20 protein-coding genes and 1 riboswitch are annotated in these 20,436 nt (G+C 60.2%); of the genes, 10 read left to right on the top strand and 10 right to left on the bottom strand.

All coding sequences use genetic code 11. From position 1 onward, the window contains the following. Positions 1-40: 40 nt before the first annotated feature. The 3 genes from ACA065_RS28620 to ahcY all read right to left on the bottom strand — a co-directional run bounded on the left by ACA065_RS28620 (position 41) and on the right by ahcY (position 3,393). Positions 41-832 (bottom strand): substrate-binding periplasmic protein, encoded by a 792-nt coding sequence (locus ACA065_RS28620; protein ID WP_497692466.1) that lies wholly within the window; start codon positions 830-832, stop codon positions 41-43. Between the two features lie 130 nt (positions 833-962). Further along, the gene (gene metF / locus ACA065_RS28615) at positions 963-1,808 is read right to left on the bottom strand and encodes a methylenetetrahydrofolate reductase [NAD(P)H] (protein WP_497692465.1); all 846 of its coding nucleotides are present in this window, start codon (positions 1,806-1,808) and stop codon (positions 963-965) included. A 175-nt stretch (positions 1,809-1,983) separates the two neighbouring features. Next, complete coding sequence (gene ahcY / locus ACA065_RS28610; RefSeq protein ID WP_497692464.1) at positions 1,984-3,393, bottom strand: adenosylhomocysteinase; 1,410 nt, start codon at positions 3,391-3,393, stop codon at positions 1,984-1,986. 21 nt (positions 3,394-3,414) lie between these two features. After that, positions 3,415-3,520: riboswitch (S-adenosyl-L-homocysteine riboswitch) on the bottom strand. Positions 3,521-3,718: 198 nt separating this feature from the next. On the opposite strand from ahcY, the gene ACA065_RS28605 reads away from it, so the two are divergent. After that, complete coding sequence (locus ACA065_RS28605; RefSeq protein WP_010167614.1) at positions 3,719-4,123, top strand: acyl-CoA thioesterase; 405 nt, start codon at positions 3,719-3,721, stop codon at positions 4,121-4,123. 75 nt (positions 4,124-4,198) lie between these two features. After that, on the top strand, positions 4,199-5,086 hold the full coding sequence (locus ACA065_RS28600) for a formate/nitrite transporter family protein (RefSeq protein WP_497692463.1): 888 nt from the start codon (positions 4,199-4,201) through the stop codon (positions 5,084-5,086). Here the strand turns inward: ACA065_RS28600 and ACA065_RS28595 are convergent. After that, positions 5,080-6,339 (bottom strand): cation:proton antiporter, encoded by a 1,260-nt coding sequence (locus tag ACA065_RS28595; protein ID WP_497692462.1) that lies wholly within the window; start codon positions 6,337-6,339, stop codon positions 5,080-5,082. The genes ACA065_RS28600 and ACA065_RS28595 overlap by 7 nt on opposite strands. Before the next feature lie 195 nt (positions 6,340-6,534). Here ACA065_RS28595 and ACA065_RS28590 point away from each other — a divergent pair, with 195 nt between their 5' ends. Beyond that, positions 6,535-6,921 (top strand): MAPEG family protein, encoded by a 387-nt coding sequence (locus ACA065_RS28590; protein WP_497692461.1) that lies wholly within the window; start codon positions 6,535-6,537, stop codon positions 6,919-6,921. A 63-nt stretch (positions 6,922-6,984) separates the two neighbouring features. Here the strand turns inward: ACA065_RS28590 and mltA are convergent, their stop codons facing one another. Beyond that, entirely contained in the window at positions 6,985-8,169 is a 1,185-nt protein-coding gene (mltA, locus tag ACA065_RS28585; RefSeq protein WP_497692460.1) for a murein transglycosylase A, read from the bottom strand. A 129-nt stretch (positions 8,170-8,298) separates the two neighbouring features. On the opposite strand from mltA, the gene ACA065_RS28580 reads away from it, so the two are divergent. Continuing rightward, positions 8,299-8,748: a c-type cytochrome gene (locus tag ACA065_RS28580; RefSeq protein ID WP_497692459.1), complete on the top strand. Its 450-nt coding sequence runs from the start codon at positions 8,299-8,301 to the stop codon at positions 8,746-8,748. A gap of 6 nt (positions 8,749-8,754) precedes the next feature. On the opposite strand, the gene ACA065_RS28575 is transcribed toward ACA065_RS28580, so the two are convergent. From ACA065_RS28575 to ACA065_RS28555, 5 genes are all read right to left on the bottom strand, one after another. Beyond that, the gene (locus ACA065_RS28575; RefSeq protein ID WP_497692458.1) at positions 8,755-9,150 is read right to left on the bottom strand and encodes a DUF1090 domain-containing protein; all 396 of its coding nucleotides are present in this window, start codon (positions 9,148-9,150) and stop codon (positions 8,755-8,757) included. Between the two features lie 70 nt (positions 9,151-9,220). Then, positions 9,221-10,885, bottom strand: a complete 1,665-nt coding sequence (ligB, locus tag ACA065_RS28570) for an NAD-dependent DNA ligase LigB (protein WP_497692457.1) — start codon at positions 10,883-10,885, stop codon at positions 9,221-9,223. 95 nt (positions 10,886-10,980) lie between these two features. Further along, complete coding sequence (locus tag ACA065_RS28565; protein ID WP_497692456.1) at positions 10,981-11,328, bottom strand: hypothetical protein; 348 nt, start codon at positions 11,326-11,328, stop codon at positions 10,981-10,983. A 218-nt stretch (positions 11,329-11,546) separates the two neighbouring features. Then, entirely contained in the window at positions 11,547-12,737 is a 1,191-nt protein-coding gene (gene metK / locus ACA065_RS28560) for a methionine adenosyltransferase (protein WP_017139400.1), read from the bottom strand. 19 nt (positions 12,738-12,756) lie between these two features. After that, positions 12,757-13,752: an ArsR/SmtB family transcription factor gene (locus tag ACA065_RS28555; RefSeq protein ID WP_497692455.1), complete on the bottom strand. Its 996-nt coding sequence runs from the start codon at positions 13,750-13,752 to the stop codon at positions 12,757-12,759. Between the two features lie 259 nt (positions 13,753-14,011). Between ACA065_RS28555 and tkt the strand changes: the two genes are divergently transcribed. From tkt to fba, 6 genes are all read left to right on the top strand, one after another. Then, a complete protein-coding gene (gene tkt, locus ACA065_RS28550; protein WP_448653893.1) occupies positions 14,012-16,009 on the top strand; it encodes a transketolase in 1,998 nt (665 codons plus the stop codon). Positions 16,010-16,147: 138 nt separating this feature from the next. Beyond that, positions 16,148-17,203, top strand: coding sequence for an erythrose-4-phosphate dehydrogenase (gene epd, locus ACA065_RS28545; RefSeq protein WP_016977753.1), 1,056 nt, complete (start codon positions 16,148-16,150; stop codon positions 17,201-17,203). Positions 17,204-17,220: 17 nt separating this feature from the next. After that, positions 17,221-18,384 carry a phosphoglycerate kinase gene (locus ACA065_RS28540; RefSeq protein ID WP_497692454.1) on the top strand — a complete coding sequence of 388 codons (1,164 nt, stop codon included), beginning with the start codon at positions 17,221-17,223 and terminating at the stop codon, positions 18,382-18,384. Positions 18,385-18,413: 29 nt separating this feature from the next. Continuing rightward, a complete protein-coding gene (locus ACA065_RS28535) occupies positions 18,414-18,641 on the top strand; it encodes a hypothetical protein (protein ID WP_497692453.1) in 228 nt (75 codons plus the stop codon). Between the two features lie 61 nt (positions 18,642-18,702). Beyond that, positions 18,703-19,035, top strand: a complete 333-nt coding sequence (locus ACA065_RS28530) for an MliC family protein (RefSeq protein WP_497692452.1) — start codon at positions 18,703-18,705, stop codon at positions 19,033-19,035. A 283-nt stretch (positions 19,036-19,318) separates the two neighbouring features. Then, positions 19,319-20,383, top strand: a complete 1,065-nt coding sequence (gene fba, locus ACA065_RS28525; RefSeq protein WP_003177554.1) for a class II fructose-bisphosphate aldolase — start codon at positions 19,319-19,321, stop codon at positions 20,381-20,383. Positions 20,384-20,436: the final 53 nt, after the last annotated feature.

Below are 20,436 nucleotides of genomic sequence, written 5' to 3'. Positions count from 1 at the left end.
GGCGTGAGCCTGGCGGAAAGGCCGGAGTATAACAGAGCAATCACGGCGCGCCGCTTTCCTGCTGCTCAACGGTGTTACCAGAGGCCGTAATCGCCTGGATTCCACCATATTTGGCGCTCAAGACGGCGTAAGCGGGCTCCTGCTTGAAGCGTTTGAGTTCGGCAGCGAAACGCTGCACCAGCAGGTCCATGCCTGCGCCACGGCGCACGGCGAGAAATTGCGGCTGGCGGCTGACCACCACTGGCGCCTGGCTGACCTTGCCTTCCAGGCCCATGGCCTTGATCACATGCTGGCCCACGCGGCGATCCGTAATCACCAGATCGATGCGCCCCAGCGACAGCTTGCCGAAGTTCGCCTCGTGGCTGGGCGCCGGCTCGCGGTTGAACAGGGTGGATTCGCTGAAGGCGTCGCCATATAAGTAGCCTGGCGACGTGCCGACGGTCAGCCCGCGCACATCATCGAGGGTTTCGGCCGGGTGAGGGCGATCATTGGCGTAGAACAGCACGAATTCGACGTCCGACAGTGGTTCGCCGGGGTAGAGCAGCAAGGCGTCGCGCTCATGGCTGTGGAAAATGTCCAGCGCGCCGTCGGCGTGACCTTGGTCGAGCATGGCCAGGCAGCGTTTCCAGGGCAAAAATTGCCACTCCACGTCCACACCCAGACGCTGGAACACGATCACCGTGGTTTCATAGTCCAGGCCGTGCATGCTGCCGTTATCGTCGTACACGTAAGGTGCCCAGGGCTCGGTGACAATGCGCAGTTTCTCGCCGTAAGCGGTGAGGCTCAGACAAGTAAAAAACACAGCGGTCAACAGCTTGAGAATGACGGGCATACCCTGAGGTTACGACGCTACTGCACTAAAGAGAAGCTCTGGCACACGCATTTGCGGGCAAGTTGATGTGGCGCATTTAAAACAAAAAGGCCCTCGTATTAACGAGGGCCTTTGGGTAACGGAGCAAGCCTCAGCGTGGCAGCTTGAGGTTGTTCCAGATGGCCAGGCTCGGTTCAGCCTGGTTCAGGGTGTAGAAGTGCAACCCTGGCGCGCCACCTTGCAGCAATTGTTCACACATTTCGCTGATGACCTGTTCGCCGAACGCCTGGATGCTCTTGACGTCATCGCCATAAGCTTCCAGTTGCTTGCGCACCCAGCGTGGGATTTCAGCGCCGCAAGCGTCGGAGAACCGCGCCAGCTTGCTGTAGTTGGTGATCGGCATGATGCCCGGCACGATCGGGATGTTCACACCCATCGCCCGTACACGCTCGACGAAGTAGAAATAGCTGTCGGCGTTGAAGAAGTACTGGGTGATCGCGCTGTCGGCGCCGGCGTTGGCCTTGCGCACGAAATTTTGCAGATCGTCTTCGAAATTGCGCGCCTGGGGGTGCATCTCCGGGTACGCCGCCACTTCGATATGGAAGTGATCGCCGCTTTCTTCACGGATGAAACTCACCAGGTCATTGGCATAGCGCAGCTCACCGCTGGCCATGCCCATGCCGGAAGGCAGGTCGCCACGCAGGGCGACGATGCGCTTGATGCCGGCTTGTTTGTACTGGGTGAGCAGGCCGCGCAGGTCGGCCTTGCTGTCGCCCACGCACGACAAGTGCGGAGCGGCGGGAACTTTGACTTCGCTTTCCAGCTGCAGCACGGTGTTGATCGTGCGGTCACGGGTCGAGCCGCCGGCGCCGTAGGTGCAGGAGAAGAAGTCGGGGTTGTAGCTGGCCAACTGCTTGGCAGTCGCCATCAGTTTTTCATGCCCAGCATCGGTCTTGGTCGGGAAGAACTCGAAGCTGTAGCGACGGTCTTGGGACATGGTAATACCTATGGAAACTCATCAAGCCAGAAGATGTACACCGTCAATGTGGGAGCGGGCTTGCTCGCGAAAGCGGCGGGTCAGTCAATATATTTTGTGACTGGCCCACCGCATTCGCGAGCAAGCCCGCTCCCACACAAGCCCGCTCCCACAGAGAGAGCAGGCAGCAGGCATATCAGTAGCGGTAAGCGTGCGGCTTGAACGGACCTTCGACGGTCACACCGATGTAGTCGGCCTGGGTCTTGGTCAGTTGAGTCACCACGCCGCCGAAGCCGCGGACCATTTCCAGGGCCACTTCTTCGTCGAGTTTCTTCGGCAGTACTTCCACGGTCAGGCGCTCGGCTTTCTGGGCTGGCGACAGGTCGGCGTATTTCTGGCCGAACAGGAAGATCTGCGCCAGTACCTGGTTGGCGAACGAGCCATCCATGATGCGGCTTGGGTGGCCAGTGGCGTTGCCCAGGTTAACCAGGCGGCCTTCGGCCAGCAGGATCAGGTAATCGTCGTTCTGTGGGTCGAATTTGACAGCGCCGGTACGGTGAACCTTGTGTACCTGCGGCTTCACTTCTTCCCATGCCCAGTTTTTGCGCATGAAAGCGGTGTCGATTTCGTTGTCGAAGTGACCGATGTTGCAGACAACGGCGCGCTTTTTCAGGGCTTTGAGCATGTTTGCGTCGCAAACATTCACGTTGCCGGTGGTGGTCACGATCAGGTCGATCTTGCCCAGCAGGGCCTTGTCGATGCTTGCTTCGGTGCCGTCGTTCTGGCCGTCGATGAACGGCGAAACCACTTCGAAGCCGTCCATGCAGGCTTGCATGGCGCAGATCGGGTCAACTTCGGAGACTTTAACGATCATGCCTTCCTGACGCAGCGACTGGGACGAACCCTTGCCCACGTCACCGTAGCCGATCACCAGGGCTTGCTTGCCCGACAGCAGGTGGTCGGTGCCGCGCTTGATCGCATCGTTCAGGCTATGACGGCAGCCGTACTTGTTGTCGTTCTTGCTCTTGGTCACCGAGTCGTTGACGTTGATGGCCGGGATTTTCAGCTCGCCCTTGGCCAGCATGTCCAGCAGGCGGTGTACGCCAGTGGTGGTTTCTTCGGTCACGCCGTGGACGCGGTCGAGGATCTGCGGGTACTTATTGTGCAGCAACTCGGTCAGGTCGCCGCCGTCGTCGAGGATCATGTTGGCATCCCATGGCTTGCCATCCTTGAGGATGGTTTGCTCCAGGCACCAGTTGTACTCTTCTTCGGTCTCGCCTTTCCAGGCGTAAACCGCGATGCCGGCAGCGGCGATAGCGGCAGCGGCCTGGTCTTGAGTCGAGAAAATGTTGCACGACGACCAACGCACTTCGGCACCCAGGGCAACCAGGGTTTCGATCAGCACGGCGGTCTGGATGGTCATGTGGATGCAGCCGAGAATCTTCGCGCCTTTGAGCGGCTGCTCAGCGGCGTACTTGCGGCGCAGGCCCATCAGGGCTGGCATTTCAGATTCGGCGATAAAGGTTTCGCGACGGCCCCAGGCAGCGAGGGACATGTCGGCGACTTTGTAGTCGGTAAAACCTGCAGGCGTGATTACAGCGCTCATGAAGAGCCTCCATTCGTAGTGTGCGAATGGGCGCCGTTGTGCGTTTAGTATCCAGCTGGCTAACCAGGCCGGACAACGCCCCATCCGAGCCTGACAGGTCGAGCCTGCTGCAGCGCCCCTCGGACAGGTGGCGGGAGAACGGTATCAATTACAGATGACCGTTTTGAAGCGATGGCGATTATAGCTGTGCGCGCCAGACTTCCCAAGCCTTTCTGTCGGGCATATGAAGATCGCTCATGGGCTTGATAGGCAATGGTTCATAGAGCTTGAGCCTGGGCTCTGCCATGATGTTGCCCATCATTTCGCAACACGCTTTGGAGTGACCATGAACTTCCACACCCGCAAATGGGTAAAACCCGAAGACCTCAACCCCAACGGCACCCTGTTCGGTGGCAGCCTGCTGCGCTGGATCGACGAAGAAGCGGCCATCTACGCGATTGTTCAGTTGGGCAACCAGCGTGTGGTAACCAAGTACATCTCTGAAATCAACTTTGTCAGCGCTTCGCGCCAGGGCGACATCATCGAGCTGGGCATCACCGCCACCGAGTTCGGCCGCACCTCGATCACCCTGACCTGTGAAGTGCGCAACAAGATCACCCGCAAGAGCATTTTGACCGTGGAAAAAATGGTCTTCGTCAACCTGGGTGAAGACGGTTTGCCGGCGCCGCACGGCCGTACAGAGATCAAGTACGTGAAGGACCAGTTCCAGGAAGACGGCATCAGCGAGTAATCCTGCAACTGGCCAGTGAACGCTCTTGATGGGCGACAGGTCGTACCTGAACAACACCCCCGTTCAGGTACGCCCATGGCCACGCAAGAAAACGGCAAGACCCCCAACTTGTCGCAGGAAGAACAGCAAGACGTCGACAAGAACCAGCCGCCCCGTGCGGCGGTGTTGCACGAGATCATCCGCACCCAAGGCGACCAGGAACTGGAGCGCAGTGTTGCCGCCTTGTGGTGGTCGGCATTGGCGGCCGGGCTGACCATGGGCCTTTCGCTGATGGCCATGGGGTTACTCAATTCCCGACTGCCGCAGGGCGAGGCCTTTAAAGTGATCGCCAGCTTCGGCTATTGCGCAGGCTTCCTCGCGGTGATCCTCGCGCGCCAGCAACTGTTCACCGAAAACACCCTGACCGCCGTGTTACCGGTGATGAGCAAGCCCACGTGGGGCAATGCCGGGCGACTGCTCCGGCTGTGGTCGGTGGTGCTGGTGGGCAACCTGTGCGGCACCTTGTTGGTGGCCTATGTGATGCTGCACCTGCCGATCTTCGATACCAAGACCGATCTGGCCTTCCTCGAAATCGGTCGCAAGATCATGGAAAACGACGCCGGCCAGATGTTTGCCAAAGGCATCATCTCCGGCTGGATGATCGCCACCATGGTGTGGATGATCCCATCGATGGAAAGCGCCAAGATGTGGATCATCATCCTGATCACCTACCTGATGGCGTTGGGGGACTTCACCCACATCGTCGTCGGCTCGGCGGAAGTGTCGTACCTGGTGTTTGCCGGCGAGTTGCCGTGGAAGGATTTCTGGCTGGTGTTCGCCGGGCCGACCCTGGCGGGCAATATCATCGGCGGCAGCTTTATCTTTGCGCTGATCAGCCATGCGCAGATTCGCAGCGAAAGCAGCCTGCCAGGTAAAGCGGCTGCGGACCCGAGGCATCCGCAGCAGATCAACAAGGATCAATGATGCTCAGGCGTGGCTTGGGGCTCGTCCCGGGTCACGCGCTTGACCAGCTTGCCGATGCTTAACCCCTGCAACAGGATCGACGACAGCACCACGATGTAGGTGATGCTCAGCAGCAGGTCGCGCTCCGGCCCCAGCGGCAAGGCCAGCGCCAGCGCCACTGAAACCCCGCCACGCAAACCACCCCAGGTGAGGATACGGATAGTGCCGCGCGGCACTGTGCGCCAGCGCCGCAGCAGCAGGATCGCCGGGGCCACGGTCAACAGGCGTGAGAGCAGGATCGCCACGGCCAGCAAACTGGCGGCCAATACGTGCAGCCAGTTGAACGGCAACAGCAGCAGCTCCATGCCGATCAACGCGAACAGCAGGGCGTTGAGCATGTCATCGAGCAATTCCCAGAAGCCATCCAGGTAGCGGCGAGTCATGTCGTTCATCGCCAGCTTGCGGCCCAGGTTGCCGATGATCAGCCCGGCCACCACCATCGCAATGGGTGCCGAGACGTGCAGTTCGGTCGCCATTGCCGAGCCGCCGATCACCAGGGCGAGGGTCAGCATCACTTCGATCTGGTGCTGCTCGATGCTCTTGATCATCAGGTACACCAAATAACCGATCAGCCCGCCGAACACCACGCCGCCAATCGCCTCGTGGGCGAACAGCATGGCCGTGGCGCTGACGGTGGGTGTTTCGCCCAACTGCGCGATGCCCAGCAGTACGGTAAACACCACCACGGCTGTACCGTCGTTGAACAGCGACTCGCCGACGATCGTGGTTTTCAGCGGTTTCGACGCGTTAGCGGTTCGTAGCACACCCAACACGGCAATCGGGTCGGTGGGCGAAATCAGCGCGCCGAACAGCAGGCAGTAAAGGAAACTCACGTGCCAGCCGAACAGCGCAAAGATGTAGTACGCCAGGCTGCCAATCACCACCGTGGCAATCAACACGCCGAAGGTCGCCAGCAGGCCAATGGGCCAGCGGTAACTGCGCAGGTCGCTCAAGTTGACGTGCAAGGCGCCGGCGAATAGCAGGAACGACAGCATCCAGTTCATCAGCAGGTCGCCGAAGTCGATCTGGCCGATCAATTGCTGAATGCGCTCTTCCAAGCCTGGATAGCCGATGAAGCTCAGGCCTTGCAAGAGCAGCGAAAATAGCAGGGCCGTGACCATCACACCGATGGTGGGCGGCAGGCCGATAAAACGGTAGTTCACATAGGTGAGCAGCGTGGTGAGGCAAATGAAGGCGGCGACAAGTTCAAGCATCCGGGGTCCTTGAAAGGTGGAGTGAGCGTTGGTTAATGGGTGGATGGACCGCAGCAGTGGCGGGATGTTGCAAGGTGTAGGGCAAAAGGCCGGTAGAACCTTTTGCGGTGGCGTGGTTCATAGCGGTTAAGTGCGGCGTGGCACTTTTAGTGCTAAAACTTTAACCGCTGGCTAAAACTACAAAAGGAATCAGTGATGACGGTGGCTTTCTGGTGTGTGTTGATCGCAATTTTTCTGCCTTACCTGTGCACAGGTGTGGCCAAGTTCAGCGGCGGCAAGTTCGGGCCTCGCCAGAACCACGACCCTCGCGCTTTCCTGGACACGCTCGAAGGGTTCGCCAAACGCGCCCACAGTGCGCAGCTCAACAGCTTTGAAGTCACCCCGGCATTTGCCGCGGCGGTGATCATTGCTCACCTGGCCGGCACCGCGTCGCTGGTGACCATCAATGTGTTGGCGGTGCTGTTTATCACCAGTCGCCTGCTGTACATCATTTGCTACCTGGCGGACTGGGCGATGCTGCGCTCGCTGGTGTGGGCGCTGGGCATAGCGTTGATTGCGAGTTTCTTCTTTGTCTCGATCTAAGGCTTAACGCGAATACCTGTGGGAGGGGGCAAGCCCCCTCCCACATTTAGACGACATCGTCTGTCAGGTCCCAGCGGGCGCATCCGGCACGTGCGGCAACGCAGCGCCCTTAGGCCACAACATCCAGATCTGCCCCTGCTGCTTCATATTCCCGGCCAATTCACCCGCCGCATCACCCGTGCCCCAGAACAGGTCCGCGCGCACTTCGCCGGTGATTGCACCGCCGGTGTCTTGGGCCGCCACAGGTCGGGCAATCGGCGAACCATCAGGTTTGGTGGTCGACAGCCACAACAGGCTGCCCAGCGGAATTACCTTGCGATCCACTGCCACACTGTAGCCAGCAGTCAACGGCACATTCAGCGAACCGCGCGGGCCTTCATTGCTGTCCGGGCGGGCACTGAAAAACACATAGCTGGGGTTGCTCGCCAACAATTGCGGAATACGTTGCGGGTTAGCCTTCGCCCAGGCGCTGATCGCACCCATGGTCACGTCTTCTTTCTTCAGCTCGCCTTGCTCCACCAGCCAGCGGCCGATCGGGCGGTAAGGGTAGCCGTTCTGGTCGCCATAACCGACACGCAGTTGGCGCCCACCCGCCAGTTGAATTCGGCCCGAACCTTGGATTTGTAGAAACTGCAGGTCCATCGGGTTGGTCAGCCAGGCAATCGGTTTGGCGGTAGAGCCTTGGCCGTTGATGGTACTGGCGTCGTCATAGGGTTTGAGCACACGGCCTTCGAGGCGACCGCGCAGGCGCTTGCCCTTGAGTTCCGGGTAGATGCTTTCAAGGTTGACGATGATCAGGTCATCCGGCACGCCATACACCGGCACATGGGCGGTGGCGGTTTCGGTGAGGCTGCCGGGGTATACCGGTTCGTAGTAGCCGGTGATCAGGCCATTGGGTGTGTTGTCAGCCGAGCGCAGGCCGAACACATCCAGGCGCTCCTTGAGAAAACCGCGAACCGCCGTGGCATCGCTCGGCACGGCGGCCGCAGCTGCACAGGTCGCGCCCCAGACCGGGTCAGCCTTGAGGCGTTGGCAGGCGCTGCGCCAGGATTCAAACCCGGCCAGCAGGTCGCTGTCGGAAACGGCCGGCAGGGCTTCCCACGGCGCACTCACATAGGTGGCGACAGCATGCGGTTTAGCGGTTTCATCTTTGCCGGCGTCTTTGCCGCCATCGCAGCCGGCGAGCAACGCGATCATCGGCAGAGCCCACGCCAGGCGGCGGCTCCAAGGTTTCAAGGTGACATTCATACACGTAATTCCTGAAGCGATTGCCCGCGCCGTAGGGCTTTTGGGCAACCCTTATTATTAATAGGGCTATTGGTCTTTACGGGCGGGGCGAGGATACTGGCCGCCGTTTCCCGTGACCTTGAAGCCATGATGACTTTTAAAAAACTGACCCTGGTATTGCTGGCCTGCCTGACCTTGTCCGCCTGCGGCGGTGTCGATCCGAACTCGCCCCTGGGTCAGCGCAAGGCGATTTTTAAACAGATGCTCAAGACCGGCGAAGACCTGGGCGGCATGTTGCGTGGGCGTATCCCGTTCGACGGTGCGAAATTCGCCGAAGGCGCGGTCAAGCTCGATGCGTTGTCCCACGAACCGTGGAAACATTTCCCGAGCGTGCGCGAGGAAGATCACACCAGCGCCAAGGATAATGTGTGGCAGCAACAGGCACGCTTCCAGGAACTGGCCCGAAACCTTGAAACAGCCACCGGTGAATTGGTGATCGCAAGCCAAGTGCAGCCTTACAAGGCCAGCAACCTTGGGCCGGCAGTGCAGAAGGTTGAAGATGCCTGCACGGCCTGCCATAAACAGTTTCGGGACCACTGACCGGTTTTACTCGTCGAGTTCTTCGACGGCGTCCTGCAGGTCTTTGCGCGACTGGGCGAGCTTGTCTTTGCGTTTGTTGATCTTGTCCGCGTCGCCCTTTTTCATCGCTTTGTCGAGGTCGGCCTGACGGCGGCTGACGTCGTGCTTGGCGTCGAGCACCTTGTTTTCACGCTCTTTGCGCAAAGACGCGTCGGTGCAATGGGCGGTGACTTCGCTCAGGGCTTTTTCCAGGCCTGCTTGTTGCTCACTGTTGCCATGGGCCTTGGCTTGTTCGATCTGAGTAGTGATGGCTTGGCGCTTGGCGGCGCAGCCGGTCAGGGGTTGCGCTTCTTCGGCGGCCAACAGCGGGGTGGTCATGAAGCTTGCGACGGTGAACAAGGCAAGCGGTGCTAGGAATTTCATGTAAGGCTCCAGGGTCGCAATCAAATGGCAGGATGAATTCTGCCGTGGGTTGAAGGTGGCAGGGCCAGGTTCAAAACCCGTCAATCCCTGCCACACGTAGTGTTTCAGCCAAAGCTTGTACCTGTGGGTCGCGAAAAAAAGCGCTCAATTGCGCCGCGCGGCCCGGGCCGATGCCGTCGTTAGCCAGCCAGGCCTGGGTGTCTCTGGCGGCCAGGGTCTGCCAACCGCCCTCCAGGTCGTTGCGTGCCGAAGGCGGTACGCCCAAGGCTTTGAGCCATTGAGCAAACGGCCGTTGCCGCGCGCTTTGAAGGCTGTCGAGTAAACGCGCACGGCTGCGATCACCCAAGCCATCAATGTTAGCAAGCTCTGCCGCATCCAGGGTTAACCAATCGAGAATGCCTGCGATTAGACCGGCCTGGATCAATACGTTCCAGGTTTCGCGCCCGATGTGCGGCATGGACAAGCCCTGGTTGCCGCTCAACCAGGTCAGGCGCGCGAGCAGTTGCTCCTCGCAGCCGGGGTCCAGCTGCCAACAGCTCAAGGGGTGAAAGTCTCGAGGGTTGGGGGCTTGCACCTGCACGCGTGTTTCGTTGCGCAGAATCACTTGGTCCAGTCGAGGAATCACTTGGCCGGCCAGGCTGATGGACACCTGATCACCGGGCCGGATATCCAGCGCTTGCCAGCGTTTCAGGGAGCCGACGCTGACGCGGTTGATTTGCCGATCATCCAGTCGCACCGGCTCCAGCTCCAGGATGGGGGTGATGCGCCCGGTGCGGCCGATCTTGAACCGAACCTTGCGCACCAGCGCCAGTGCCTTGGCCGCCGGGTACTTCCAGGCAACCGCCCAGTAAGGTGCGCTGGCTTGCCAGCGTTTGGCGGGCGCGCGTGAGGCCTGGTGCAGCACCACGCCATCACTGGCGAAGGGCAGGGGTTGGTTGTACCAGTAGGTGCGCCAGTGTGCGGCGTCACTGATGGTTTGGACCGGCTGGCTGTAGCGGCTGCTGTCGGTAAAACCCCATCGCGCCAGGCCAGCCAGGCGCTCGGTAAAGTCTGCTGGGCCGTCTGGCCAGGCCCAGACGAATAGACCGATTCCTGCAGCCTCGGCATCGCTCAACTGTCGACGGTTCATCAGCCCGGCCACTTTGCTGCGTGCATTCAGCCCGCCATCATTTGACTGCACATGCTCGTCGAGGCGCCAATAGAGTTCGCCTTGCAGCACCAGGTCGATGGGTTCCGGCAGTTGCCGGATGATACTGGGGATCTGGCGTGCGGCGGCCGACCAGTCCTGGCCGAGCAAGCCGTTGCCTCGGCTGATGAGTTGGCTCAACCGACCCTTGCGATACACCAAGGTCACCGCAACACCGTCGACCTTGGGTTGAACCCACACGTCTTGTCGGGTCCTGAGCCAGTCATCGACAGCCTGTTCGTCCAGCAGCTTTTCCAGCCCGGTATGGGCGACCGGGTGGGCCCGCGTACCCCGTGAGCTTGCCAGTGGGTTGTCCGCCACTTGCGCAGGCTGGGCAAAACATTCTCGCCAGTGAGCCAGGCGCAGCCGGGCCTGATCGTAGAGTTCATCACTGACAGGGGATTGGCCGAGCCGATGATAACTGTCATCCCACAGCTTGATCTGTTCAGCCAGGGTGCTGACCTGTGATCGAGCTTCCTCGGGGCAATCTTCAGCCCACGCCAAAAAAGGCAGGGCGCTGAGTAAAAGAGCAATCAGTAACCGCATCATGAGCATCCTTGCTCGGAAAGGGTGCCCAGCCTAAATGATCCACGCAGCCACAAAAAAGCCCCGACGGTGCGGGGCTTTTTACCAGGTGTTTCTGCTTACTTGAACAGACCGCCCAAGGCTTTCACCGGATCGTTCTTGTCAGCCTTGGCCTCCTGCGTTTGCTGCTTGGCGTCGACTTTGGCCTGGGATTCAGCCAATTTGTTGCAACCTTTGTTGACCTGCTCCTGCGCCGCTTTAAAGGCTTTGACTTTCAGCGAGTCGTTGGCGGCCTCGGCAGCATCGATCTTGGTTTGCAGGTCTTTGGCTTGCTGCTGGCAGTTGCCGGAATTGCCGCCCAGTTGGGAGCTCAAGGCACCACCCAGGGCACTCAGGTCGGCGGCATGCGCCGGCAGGGCGAACAGGCTGAGCAGAAGAGCGGCAGTGGCGAGCGTGGAAAAGCGCATGAAAACCTCAATGTTCGATTGCCTGCGCGCTTATCTGTCCCGGGCTGGCGCAGGGCAATATCCAAGTAAGGTAAGGGCCCGAGAGGGCGCGGATTCTAGATGGCCATTATTTAGCCTGCAAGTATTGGATCCAAAAAATGTGAGCGTCTCGGGTAAATCGCCCGACAATAAAAAGCCCCGCAGGGAAAACCCTGCGGGGCTTTGTGTACCGCGAGCTGTTACAGGCCGGCAGCCGTGCGCAAGTCGTTGGCGCGGTCGGTTTTTTCCCAGGTGAACGTGGTGAAGGTGTCGTCGCCGACGGTCTTCTGCGCAGGGGTACGACCGAAGTGGCCGTAGGCTGCGGTTTCCTGGTACATCGGGTGCAGCAGGTCGAGCATGGTGGTGATTGCGTACGGGCGCAGGTCGAAGATCTCACGCACCAGCTTGACGATCTTGTCATCGCTGATCTTGCCGGTGCCGAAGGTATTCAGCGAGATCGACGTAGGCTGGGCCACACCGATGGCGTAGGAAACCTGGATTTCGCAACGCTCAGCCAGGCCGGCCGCGACGATGTTCTTGGCCACGTAACGGCCGGCGTAGGCTGCCGAGCGGTCAACCTTGGACGGGTCTTTACCCGAGAACGCGCCACCGCCGTGACGGGCCATGCCGCCGTAGCTGTCGACGATGATCTTGCGACCGGTCAGGCCGCAGTCGCCCACCGGGCCGCCGATGATGAACTGGCCGGTCGGGTTGATGTGGAACTGGGTGTCTTTGGTCAGCAGTTCGGCCGGCAGCACGTGCTTGACGATCAGCTCCATGACGCCTTCACGCAGGTCGGCGTAGGAAACATCCGGGTTGTGCTGGGTCGACAGTACGACGGCGTCGATACCGACGACTTTGCCGCCTTCGTAACGGCAGGTCACCTGAGACTTGGCATCCGGGCGCAGCCACGGCAGCACGCCGGATTTACGCGCTTGCGCCTGGCGCTGTACCAACTGGTGCGAGAAGGTGATCGGCGCCGGCATCAGCACGTCGGTTTCGTTGCTGGCGTAGCCGAACATCAGGCCTTGGTCGCCGGCGCCTTGATCTTCAGGCTTGGCGCGGTCCACACCTTGGTTGATGTCGGGCGACTGCTTGCCGATGATGTTCATCACGCCGCAGGTCGCGCCGTCGAAGCCGACGTCGGAGCTGTTGTAGCCAATGTCAGTGATCACGTCACGGACGATCTGTTCCAGGTCGACCCAGGCCGTGGTGGTGACTTCACCGGCGATGATCGCCACGCCCGTTTTCACCAGAGTCTCGCACGCCACACGGGCGAACTTGTCTTCAGCAATGATGGCGTCCAGCACCGCGTCAGAAATCTGGTCGGCGATTTTGTCCGGATGCCCTTCAGACACGGACTCGGAGGTGAAAAGGGAGTATTCGCTCATCTCGATGTTTTCCTGATATTTACCGATGGTGAGTGTCGCCAGCCGGCCGCTGAAAATGGCGGACCTGGATCTGGAAACCATTACGTAAACCTACATAGAGGCTTTCCCCGGGAACGAGTCCCGCAGCGGTGGCCCAACGGGCCAGATCGTCCTGTTCAAAACCCAACCAGAGATCACCGCAGGCCTCCTTGGCCCAACTCTGGTTGTGGCTGCATAAATCTGTGACCAGCAGGCTACCGCCCGGTTGCAGCAAATTTGCCATGTGCTTGAGGGCGTCGGCGGGGGCGGCGAAATGGTGCAAGACCATGTTCAGCACCACGCAGTCGGCCCGCAGCCCGGTGTCGTTCAGCGCATCAGCCAACTGCAGGCTGACGTTGCTCAACGCTTCGCGCTCGCAAAGCTGGCGCGCCAGTTCGAGCATCGCCGGGCTGTTGTCCAGCGCCGTGACCTGCGTAAAGCGGCGCGCCAGTTCCGGCAGGAAACCGCCGTCGCCAGGGCCAACTTCCAGCGCCGTCGCCTCATCACTGAAGCTCAGCTTGTCCAACAGCGCCAGTACGCTTTCGCGGTACTGGGGCAAGCCGGCGATCAGGTCCTGTTGGGCGCGAAACTTTTCGGCAACCCGGGAGAAAAAGTCCTGGCTGGCCGCGGCGCGTTGCCCGTGGACTTGGCTGATACGCGACTGCACATCAGCCGGCAGGCTCAAATTATCCACTTCTTCGAGCAGGGCGGCGTGCAGCTTGCCGCCGAGCAGTTCGGTGTGGGGCAGGGCGCGTCGGTAGAAAATCGCATTACCTTCGCGGCGGGTAGCTACCAGGTCGGCCTGGGCCAGTACCTTGAGGTGGTGGCTCATGCCGGACTGGCCGATGGCGAAGATCTGCGCCAGCTCCAGTACCCCGAAAGAATCGTTGGCCAGTGCGCGCAATACGTTCAGGCGTAACGGATCACCAGCGGCCTTGCACAGGGCTGCCAGTTCATCGCCGTCGTCGGGACGCAAGGTGGGCGCAGATAGGTTCATAAGGCCAGCAGTCTAGTGACGGGTGGAAATCCCCGCAAGGCCAATATCAAAAAGTTTTGATATTGGTCGATAATCGGTGGTTATAAGCAGCCGCTATAACCTTTAGACGAAGCAGTGGCCCGTTTCTGCAAGCGATTGCCGCGCAAACGGCAGGAAAAACACCCTCAAGTGACTATCTGTCATTGCCCGCAGGCGGTGGCTGAGGGAAAATGCCGGTCCTTTTTTCCGTTTCTTTTTCTCAAACCCCAGGAGATCAGCGATGCCCAGCCGTCGTGAGCGTGCCAACGCCATTCGTGCCCTCAGCATGGATGCCGTGCAAAAAGCCAACAGCGGCCATCCCGGTGCCCCGATGGGCATGGCGGATATCGCCGAGGTACTTTGGCGTGACTACCTGAAACACAACCCGAGCAACCCGTCATTCGCCGACCGCGACCGCTTCGTGCTGTCCAACGGCCATGGCTCGATGCTGATTTATTCGCTGCTGCACCTGACCGGCTACGACGTCACCATCGATGACCTCAAGAGCTTCCGCCAGCTGCACAGCCGCACCCCGGGCCACCCTGAATTCGGCTACACCCCAGGCGTCGAGACTACCACCGGTCCCCTGGGCCAAGGCCTGGCCAACGCTGTCGGCTTCGCGCTGGCTGAAAAAGTCCTGGGCGCGCAGTTCAACCGCCCTGGCCACAACATCGTTGACCACCACACCTACGTGTTCCTGGGTGATGGCTGCATGATGGAAGGCATTTCCCACGAAGTCGCTTCCCTGGCCGGTACGCTGGGCCTGGGCAAGCTGATTGCCTTCTACGATGACAACGGTATCTCCATCGACGGCGAAGTCGAAGGCTGGTTCACTGACGACACCCCTAAGCGTTTCGAAGCCTACAACTGGCAGGTGATCCGCAACGTCGACGGCCACGATCCGGAAGAAATCAAAACCGCCATCGACACCGCTCGCAAGAGCGAGCAGCCGACCCTGATCTGCTGCAAGACCACCATCGGTTTCGGCTCGCCGAACAAGCAAGGTAAAGAAGACTGCCACGGTGCCCCCCTGGGTGACGCGGAAATCGCCCTGACCCGTGAAGCGCTTAAGTGGAACCACGGCCCGTTCGAAATCCCGGCTGATATCTACGCCGAGTGGAGCGCCAAGGAAAAAGGCCTGGCCGCCGAAGCCGAGTGGGACCAGCGTTTTGCCGCCTACTCCGCCGAATTCCCGGAGCTGGCCAACGAACTGGTGCGCCGCCTCGCCGGTGACCTGCCTGCCGATTTCTCGGAAAAAGCCTCGGCCTACATCGCTGAAGTCGCGGCCAAGGGCGAGACCATCGCCAGCCGTAAAGCCAGCCAGAACACCCTGAACGCTTTCGGCCCATTGCTGCCTGAGATCCTCGGCGGTTCGGCTGACCTGGCCGGTTCCAACCTGACCCTGTGGAAAGGTTGCAAAGGTGTCTCGGCTGAAGACGCCAGCGGCAACTACATGTACTACGGCGTGCGCGAGTTCGGCATGAGCGCCATCATGAACGGCGTGTCCCTGCACGGCGGCCTGGTGCCTTACGGCGCAACCTTCCTGATGTTCATGGAATACGCGCGCAACGCCGTACGTATGGCTGCGCTGATGAAGAAGCGTGTTATCCATGTGTACACCCACGACTCCATCGGCTTGGGCGAAGACGGCCCGACGCACCAGCCGGTCGAGCAGCTGACCAGCCTGCGCACCACGCCGAACCTGGATTGCTGGCGCCCAGCCGACGCGGTTGAATCCGCCGTGGCCTGGAAGCACGCCATTGAGCGTAAGGACGGCCCTTCGGCGCTGATCTTCTCGCGTCAGAACCTGCAACACCAAGTGCGTACCGACGCGCAGATCGCTGCGATCAGCCGTGGTGGCTACGTGCTCAAGGACTGCGTTGGCGAGCCGGAGCTGATCCTGATCTCCACCGGTTCCGAAGTGGGCCTGACCGTTCAGGCGTACGACAAGCTGACCGCGCAAGGCCGCAACGTACGTGTTGTGTCCATGCCGTGCACCAGCTTGTTCGAAGCCCAGGATGCCGACTACAAGCAATCGGTTCTGCCACTGCAGGTCAGTGCGCGTATCGCCATCGAAGCGGCTCACGCCGACTACTGGTACAAGTACGTGGGCCTGGAAGGCCGCGTGATCGGCATGACCACCTACGGTGAGTCGGCGCCGGCGCCAGCGTTGTTCGAAGAGTTCGGTTTCACCCTGGAAAACATCCTGGGTCAGGCTGAAGAGCTGCTGGAAGACTAAGTCAGTCTGCGTTGTCTGTACTGGCGCCATCGCGGGCAAGCCCGCTCCCACATTTGGATCACGGTCTAATGTGGGAGCGGGCTTGCCCGCGATGGCGTCAGAACATTCAACACCGAACTAACCTTGATCGAGAACCCCATGCCTCAACCGCGTCCCTACAAAGTTGCACTCAACGGCTACGGCCGCATTGGTCGCTGCGTCTTGCGTGCTCTGTTCGAGCGAGGGGCGGCGGCCGGGTTTGAAATTGTCGCGATCAACGATTTGGCCGACATGGCCAGCATCGAATACCTGACGCGCTTTGACTCCACCCACGGCCGCTTCCCGGGCGAAGTGCGAGTGGAAGGCGACTGTCTGCATATTAATGGCAACTGCGTGCAGGTCTTGCGCAGTGCCACCCCCGAAGGCATCGACTGGAAAGCACTGGGCGTCGACCTGGTGCTGGAATGTTCCGGTGTCTATCACACCCGTGCCGATGGCCAGCGTTTTCTCGACGCCGGCGCACCGCGTGTGCTGTTTTCCCAGCCGATGGCCAGCGAGGCGGATGTCGACGCCACCATCGTCTACGGCATTAACCAGGATTGCCTGACCGGCGACGAACTGCTGGTGTCCAACGCCTCCTGCACCACCAACTGCAGCGTGCCGTTGTTGCGCTTGCTGGATCAGGCGATTGGCCTGGATTACGTGTCGATCACCACGATTCACTCGGCGATGAACGACCAGCCGGTCATCGACGCCTATCACCATGAAGACCTGCGCCGCACCCGCTCGGCGTTCCAGTCAGTGATTCCGGTGTCTACCGGCCTGGCCCGTGGCATCGAAAGATTGTTACCGGAACTTGCCGGGCGAATTCAGGCCAAAGCCGTACGGGTGCCGACGGTGAACGTGTCGTGCCTGGATATCACCATGCAAACCGTCAGCGACACTGATGCCACCGAGGTCAACCGGATACTGCGCGACGCCGCCACCAGCGGCCCGCTCAAGGGCCTTTTGGCCTATACCGAGTTGCCGCACGCCAGTTGTGATTTCAACCATGACCCGCATTCGGCGATTGTCGATGCCAGCCAGACCCGCGTTTCCGGCCCAAGGTTGGTGAACATCCTGGCCTGGTTCGACAACGAATGGGGGTTTGCCAACCGAATGCTGGATGTTGCGGAACATTATCTGCACATCGCCTCTAAACAACCTCAACAGTAACTCAGGAACTGCGACCCATGACCGTGTTGAAGATGACCGACCTCGATCTGCAAGGTAAGCGCGTACTGATTCGCGAAGACCTCAACGTCCCAGTCAAGGACGGTGTTGTCACCAGCGATGCGCGAATCCTGGCCTCGCTGCCGACCATCAAGCTGGCCCTGGAAAAAGGCGCGGCCGTGATGGTCTGCTCCCACTTGGGTCGCCCGACCGAAGGTGAGTTCTCCGCCGAAAACAGCCTCAAGCCGGTTGCCGACTACCTGAGCAAGGCCCTGGGTCGCGACGTGCCGTTGGTGGCTGACTACCTGGGCGGTGTCGACGTTAAGCCTGGCGACATCGTGCTGTTCGAAAACGTGCGCTTCAACAAAGGCGAGAAAAAGAACAGCGACGAACTGGCCCAGCAATACGCGGCCCTGTGCGACGTGTTCGTGATGGATGCTTTTGGCACCGCGCACCGCGCCGAAGGTTCGACCCATGGCGTGGCCAAGTTCGCCAAAGTCGCTGCCGCCGGCCCCTTGCTGGCCGCTGAACTGGATGCACTGGGCAAGGCCCTGGGCGCACCGGCCCAGCCAATGGCCGCCATCGTTGCCGGTTCCAAAGTGTCCACCAAGCTGGACGTGCTCAACAGCCTCAGCCAGATCTGCAACCAGCTGATTGTGGGCGGTGGCATTGCCAACACGTTCCTGGCAGCCGCTGGTCACCCGGTGGGCAAGTCGCTGTACGAACCCGACCTGCTCGACACCGCCCGCGCCATCGCTGCCAAAGTCAGCGTGCCGCTGCCGGTGGACGTGGTGGTTGCCAAGGAGTTCGCTGAAAGCGCCGAAGCCACCGTCAAGCTCATCGCTGACGTAGCGGCCGACGACATGATCCTGGACATCGGCCCGCAAACCGCGGCCAACTTCGCTGAACTGCTGAAGTCGTCCAAGACCATTCTGTGGAACGGCCCGGTTGGTGTGTTCGAGTTCGACCAGTTCGGCAACGGCACCCAAGTACTGGCCCACGCCATTGCTGAAAGCTCGGCTTTCTCCATCGCCGGTGGTGGCGATACCTTGGCGGCCATCGATAAATATGGCGTTGCTGACCAAATCTCCTACATTTCTACCGGTGGCGGCGCATTCCTCGAATTCGTCGAAGGTAAAGTTCTGCCGGCCGTTGAAGTGCTGGAAACCCGAGCCAAAGGCTGAGGCGCGTGATCCGGAAAAGGAGTATTCCCATGATCAAGTCGTTGGTACTGGTGGTCGCAGCGGGCCTGTTGGCCGGCTGTGGCAGCACGCCAAGCGCTAAGCCTGCGGCGGCAGAGCCTGCGCCTGGGCAGAAAAAAAGCTGCTACCAGGCTGACTGGCAAGCCGAAACCATGCCGGTGATCAACAAGCGCATCGGCAACGAACGGCTTGAGAAATACGACGCCGCGCCCAACGGTCAGGAACAGGGTTGCCCTTGACGGGTCTGATCAACTAACCGACAGCAGTGGCGGCCCTTGGGCCGTCGTTCGAGGATTGGCAATGAAAGGCGTTTTCGCCCTGGCAGCACTGGCCTTATTGGCCGGCTGCAGCAGCATGAACATGTTCAACAAGGCAGAGCCTGCCGACAAGTGGACCACCTGGACCTGCGACAGCAAGGCCGAGGTCAACTGGCGCTTTGCCAACCCGGCCCGTTCCGAAGTGGATGTACGCCTCGGCGGCTCGGACCAGGTTTACCGTCTTAAGCAGGACGTCGCCGCCTCGGGCGTGCTGTACAGCAACGACCAGTTGGCGTTTCACCAAAAAGGTGAGGAAGGCCTGATTTACTGGGTCGCCACCGATGATTTGATCGGGCGAGGTTGCAAGGCCCAGTAAGACGAACACGATCTCGAATGTGATGAGATCAAAATGTGGGAGCGGGCTTGCTCGCGAATGCGGTGGGTCTGTAATGAATGTGTTTGCTGATACAGCGCTTTCGCGAGCAAGCCCGCTCCCACAGTAGATCCGGTTCCAAAGTGACATGGATTTTTGAATCGGACACTGCAATAACGATTCAGCAAGCCAGGGATGCAAACCCTGACCTGCAATAACTTGAATAGCAGCCGCCGCTACGGCAGGCTTGCACGATTAACGACCCTCGAACGGGAGAGACAACACAATGGCACTTATCAGCATGCGTCAAATGCTGGACCACGCAGCCGAGTTCGGCTACGGCGTCCCAGCCTTTAACGTCAACAACCTTGAGCAGATGCGCGCCATCATGGAAGCCGCTGACAAGACCGACTCCCCAGTGATCGTCCAGGCTTCGGCCGGTGCCCGCAAATACGCCGGCGCCCCATTCCTGCGTCACCTGATCCTCGCCGCGATCGAAGAATTCCCACACATCCCGGTGTGCATGCACCAGGATCACGGCACCAGCCCTGACGTGTGCCAGCGCTCCATCCAACTGGGCTTCAGCTCGGTGATGATGGACGGCTCCCTCGGCGAAGACGGCAAGACCCCGACCGACTACGAGTACAACGTCCGCGTCACTCAACAGACTGTAGCCATGGCCCACGCCTGCGGTGTGTCGGTTGAAGGCGAGCTGGGCTGCCTGGGTTCCCTGGAAACCGGTATGGCCGGCGAAGAAGACGGCATCGGCGCCGAAGGCGTGCTGGATCACAGCCAGATGCTGACCGACCCGGAAGAAGCCGCCGACTTCGTCAAGAAGACCCAAGTTGACGCCCTGGCCATCGCCATCGGCACCAGCCACGGCGCCTACAAGTTCACTAAGCCGCCTACCGGCGACGTGCTGGCCATCGACCGCATCAAGGAAATCCACAAACGCATCCCTAACACCCACTTGGTGATGCACGGTTCTTCCTCGGTGCCACAAGAGTGGCTGGCGATCATCAACCAGTACGGCGGCGACATCAAAGAAACCTACGGCGTACCGGTTGAAGAAATCGTTGAAGGCATCAAGTACGGCGTGCGCAAGGTCAACATCGACACCGACCTGCGTTTGGCGTCTACCGGCGCAATGCGTCGCCTGATGGCCACCAACCCAAGCGAATTTGACCCACGTAAATTCTTCGGCGCCACCGTGACCGCGATGCGTGATGTGTGTATCGCACGTTACGAAGCCTTTGGTACTGCGGGCAACGCTTCGAAGATCAAGCCGATCTCGTTGGAAGCGATGTACCAGCGTTACCTCAAAGGTGAGCTGAACGCCAAGGTGAACTGAGCCTTAGGCGTTTAAACAGAAGCCCGCAGCGATGCGGGTTTTTTTGTGGGTGG

The sequence above is a fragment of the Pseudomonas sp. LBUM1640 genome (assembly GCF_059716225.1).
This window is presented reverse-complemented; position numbering and strand designations above follow the sequence as displayed.

Excerpts from the sequence above, each read along its gene's own strand:
- mltA (WP_497692460.1), bottom strand. The coding sequence starts at position 8,169 with ATGAATGTCACCTTGAAACCTTGGAGCCGCCGCCTGGCGTGGGCTCTG.
- ACA065_RS28605 (WP_010167614.1), top strand. The coding sequence starts at position 3,719 with ATGAACTTCCACACCCGCAAATGGGTAAAACCCGAAGACCTCAACCCC.
- ACA065_RS28540 (WP_497692454.1), top strand. The coding sequence starts at position 17,221 with ATGACCGTGTTGAAGATGACCGACCTCGATCTGCAAGGTAAGCGCGTA.
- metK (WP_017139400.1), bottom strand. The coding sequence starts at position 12,737 with ATGAGCGAATACTCCCTTTTCACCTCCGAGTCCGTGTCTGAAGGGCAT.
- ACA065_RS28565 (WP_497692456.1), bottom strand. The coding sequence starts at position 11,328 with ATGCGCTTTTCCACGCTCGCCACTGCCGCTCTTCTGCTCAGCCTGTTC.
- ACA065_RS28590 (WP_497692461.1), top strand. The coding sequence starts at position 6,535 with ATGACGGTGGCTTTCTGGTGTGTGTTGATCGCAATTTTTCTGCCTTAC.
- ACA065_RS28580 (WP_497692459.1), top strand. The coding sequence starts at position 8,299 with ATGACTTTTAAAAAACTGACCCTGGTATTGCTGGCCTGCCTGACCTTG.
- ACA065_RS28595 (WP_497692462.1), bottom strand. The coding sequence starts at position 6,339 with ATGCTTGAACTTGTCGCCGCCTTCATTTGCCTCACCACGCTGCTCACC.
- ACA065_RS28575 (WP_497692458.1), bottom strand. The coding sequence starts at position 9,150 with ATGAAATTCCTAGCACCGCTTGCCTTGTTCACCGTCGCAAGCTTCATG.
- epd (WP_016977753.1), top strand. The coding sequence starts at position 16,148 with ATGCCTCAACCGCGTCCCTACAAAGTTGCACTCAACGGCTACGGCCGC.
- ACA065_RS28620 (WP_497692466.1), bottom strand. The coding sequence starts at position 832 with ATGCCCGTCATTCTCAAGCTGTTGACCGCTGTGTTTTTTACTTGTCTG.
- metF (WP_497692465.1), bottom strand. The coding sequence starts at position 1,808 with ATGTCCCAAGACCGTCGCTACAGCTTCGAGTTCTTCCCGACCAAGACC.
- ACA065_RS28535 (WP_497692453.1), top strand. The coding sequence starts at position 18,414 with ATGATCAAGTCGTTGGTACTGGTGGTCGCAGCGGGCCTGTTGGCCGGC.
- ahcY (WP_497692464.1), bottom strand. The coding sequence starts at position 3,393 with ATGAGCGCTGTAATCACGCCTGCAGGTTTTACCGACTACAAAGTCGCC.
- tkt (WP_448653893.1), top strand. The coding sequence starts at position 14,012 with ATGCCCAGCCGTCGTGAGCGTGCCAACGCCATTCGTGCCCTCAGCATG.
- ACA065_RS28555 (WP_497692455.1), bottom strand. The coding sequence starts at position 13,752 with ATGAACCTATCTGCGCCCACCTTGCGTCCCGACGACGGCGATGAACTG.
- fba (WP_003177554.1), top strand. The coding sequence starts at position 19,319 with ATGGCACTTATCAGCATGCGTCAAATGCTGGACCACGCAGCCGAGTTC.
- ACA065_RS28600 (WP_497692463.1), top strand. The coding sequence starts at position 4,199 with ATGGCCACGCAAGAAAACGGCAAGACCCCCAACTTGTCGCAGGAAGAA.
- ACA065_RS28530 (WP_497692452.1), top strand. The coding sequence starts at position 18,703 with ATGAAAGGCGTTTTCGCCCTGGCAGCACTGGCCTTATTGGCCGGCTGC.
- ligB (WP_497692457.1), bottom strand. The coding sequence starts at position 10,885 with ATGATGCGGTTACTGATTGCTCTTTTACTCAGCGCCCTGCCTTTTTTG.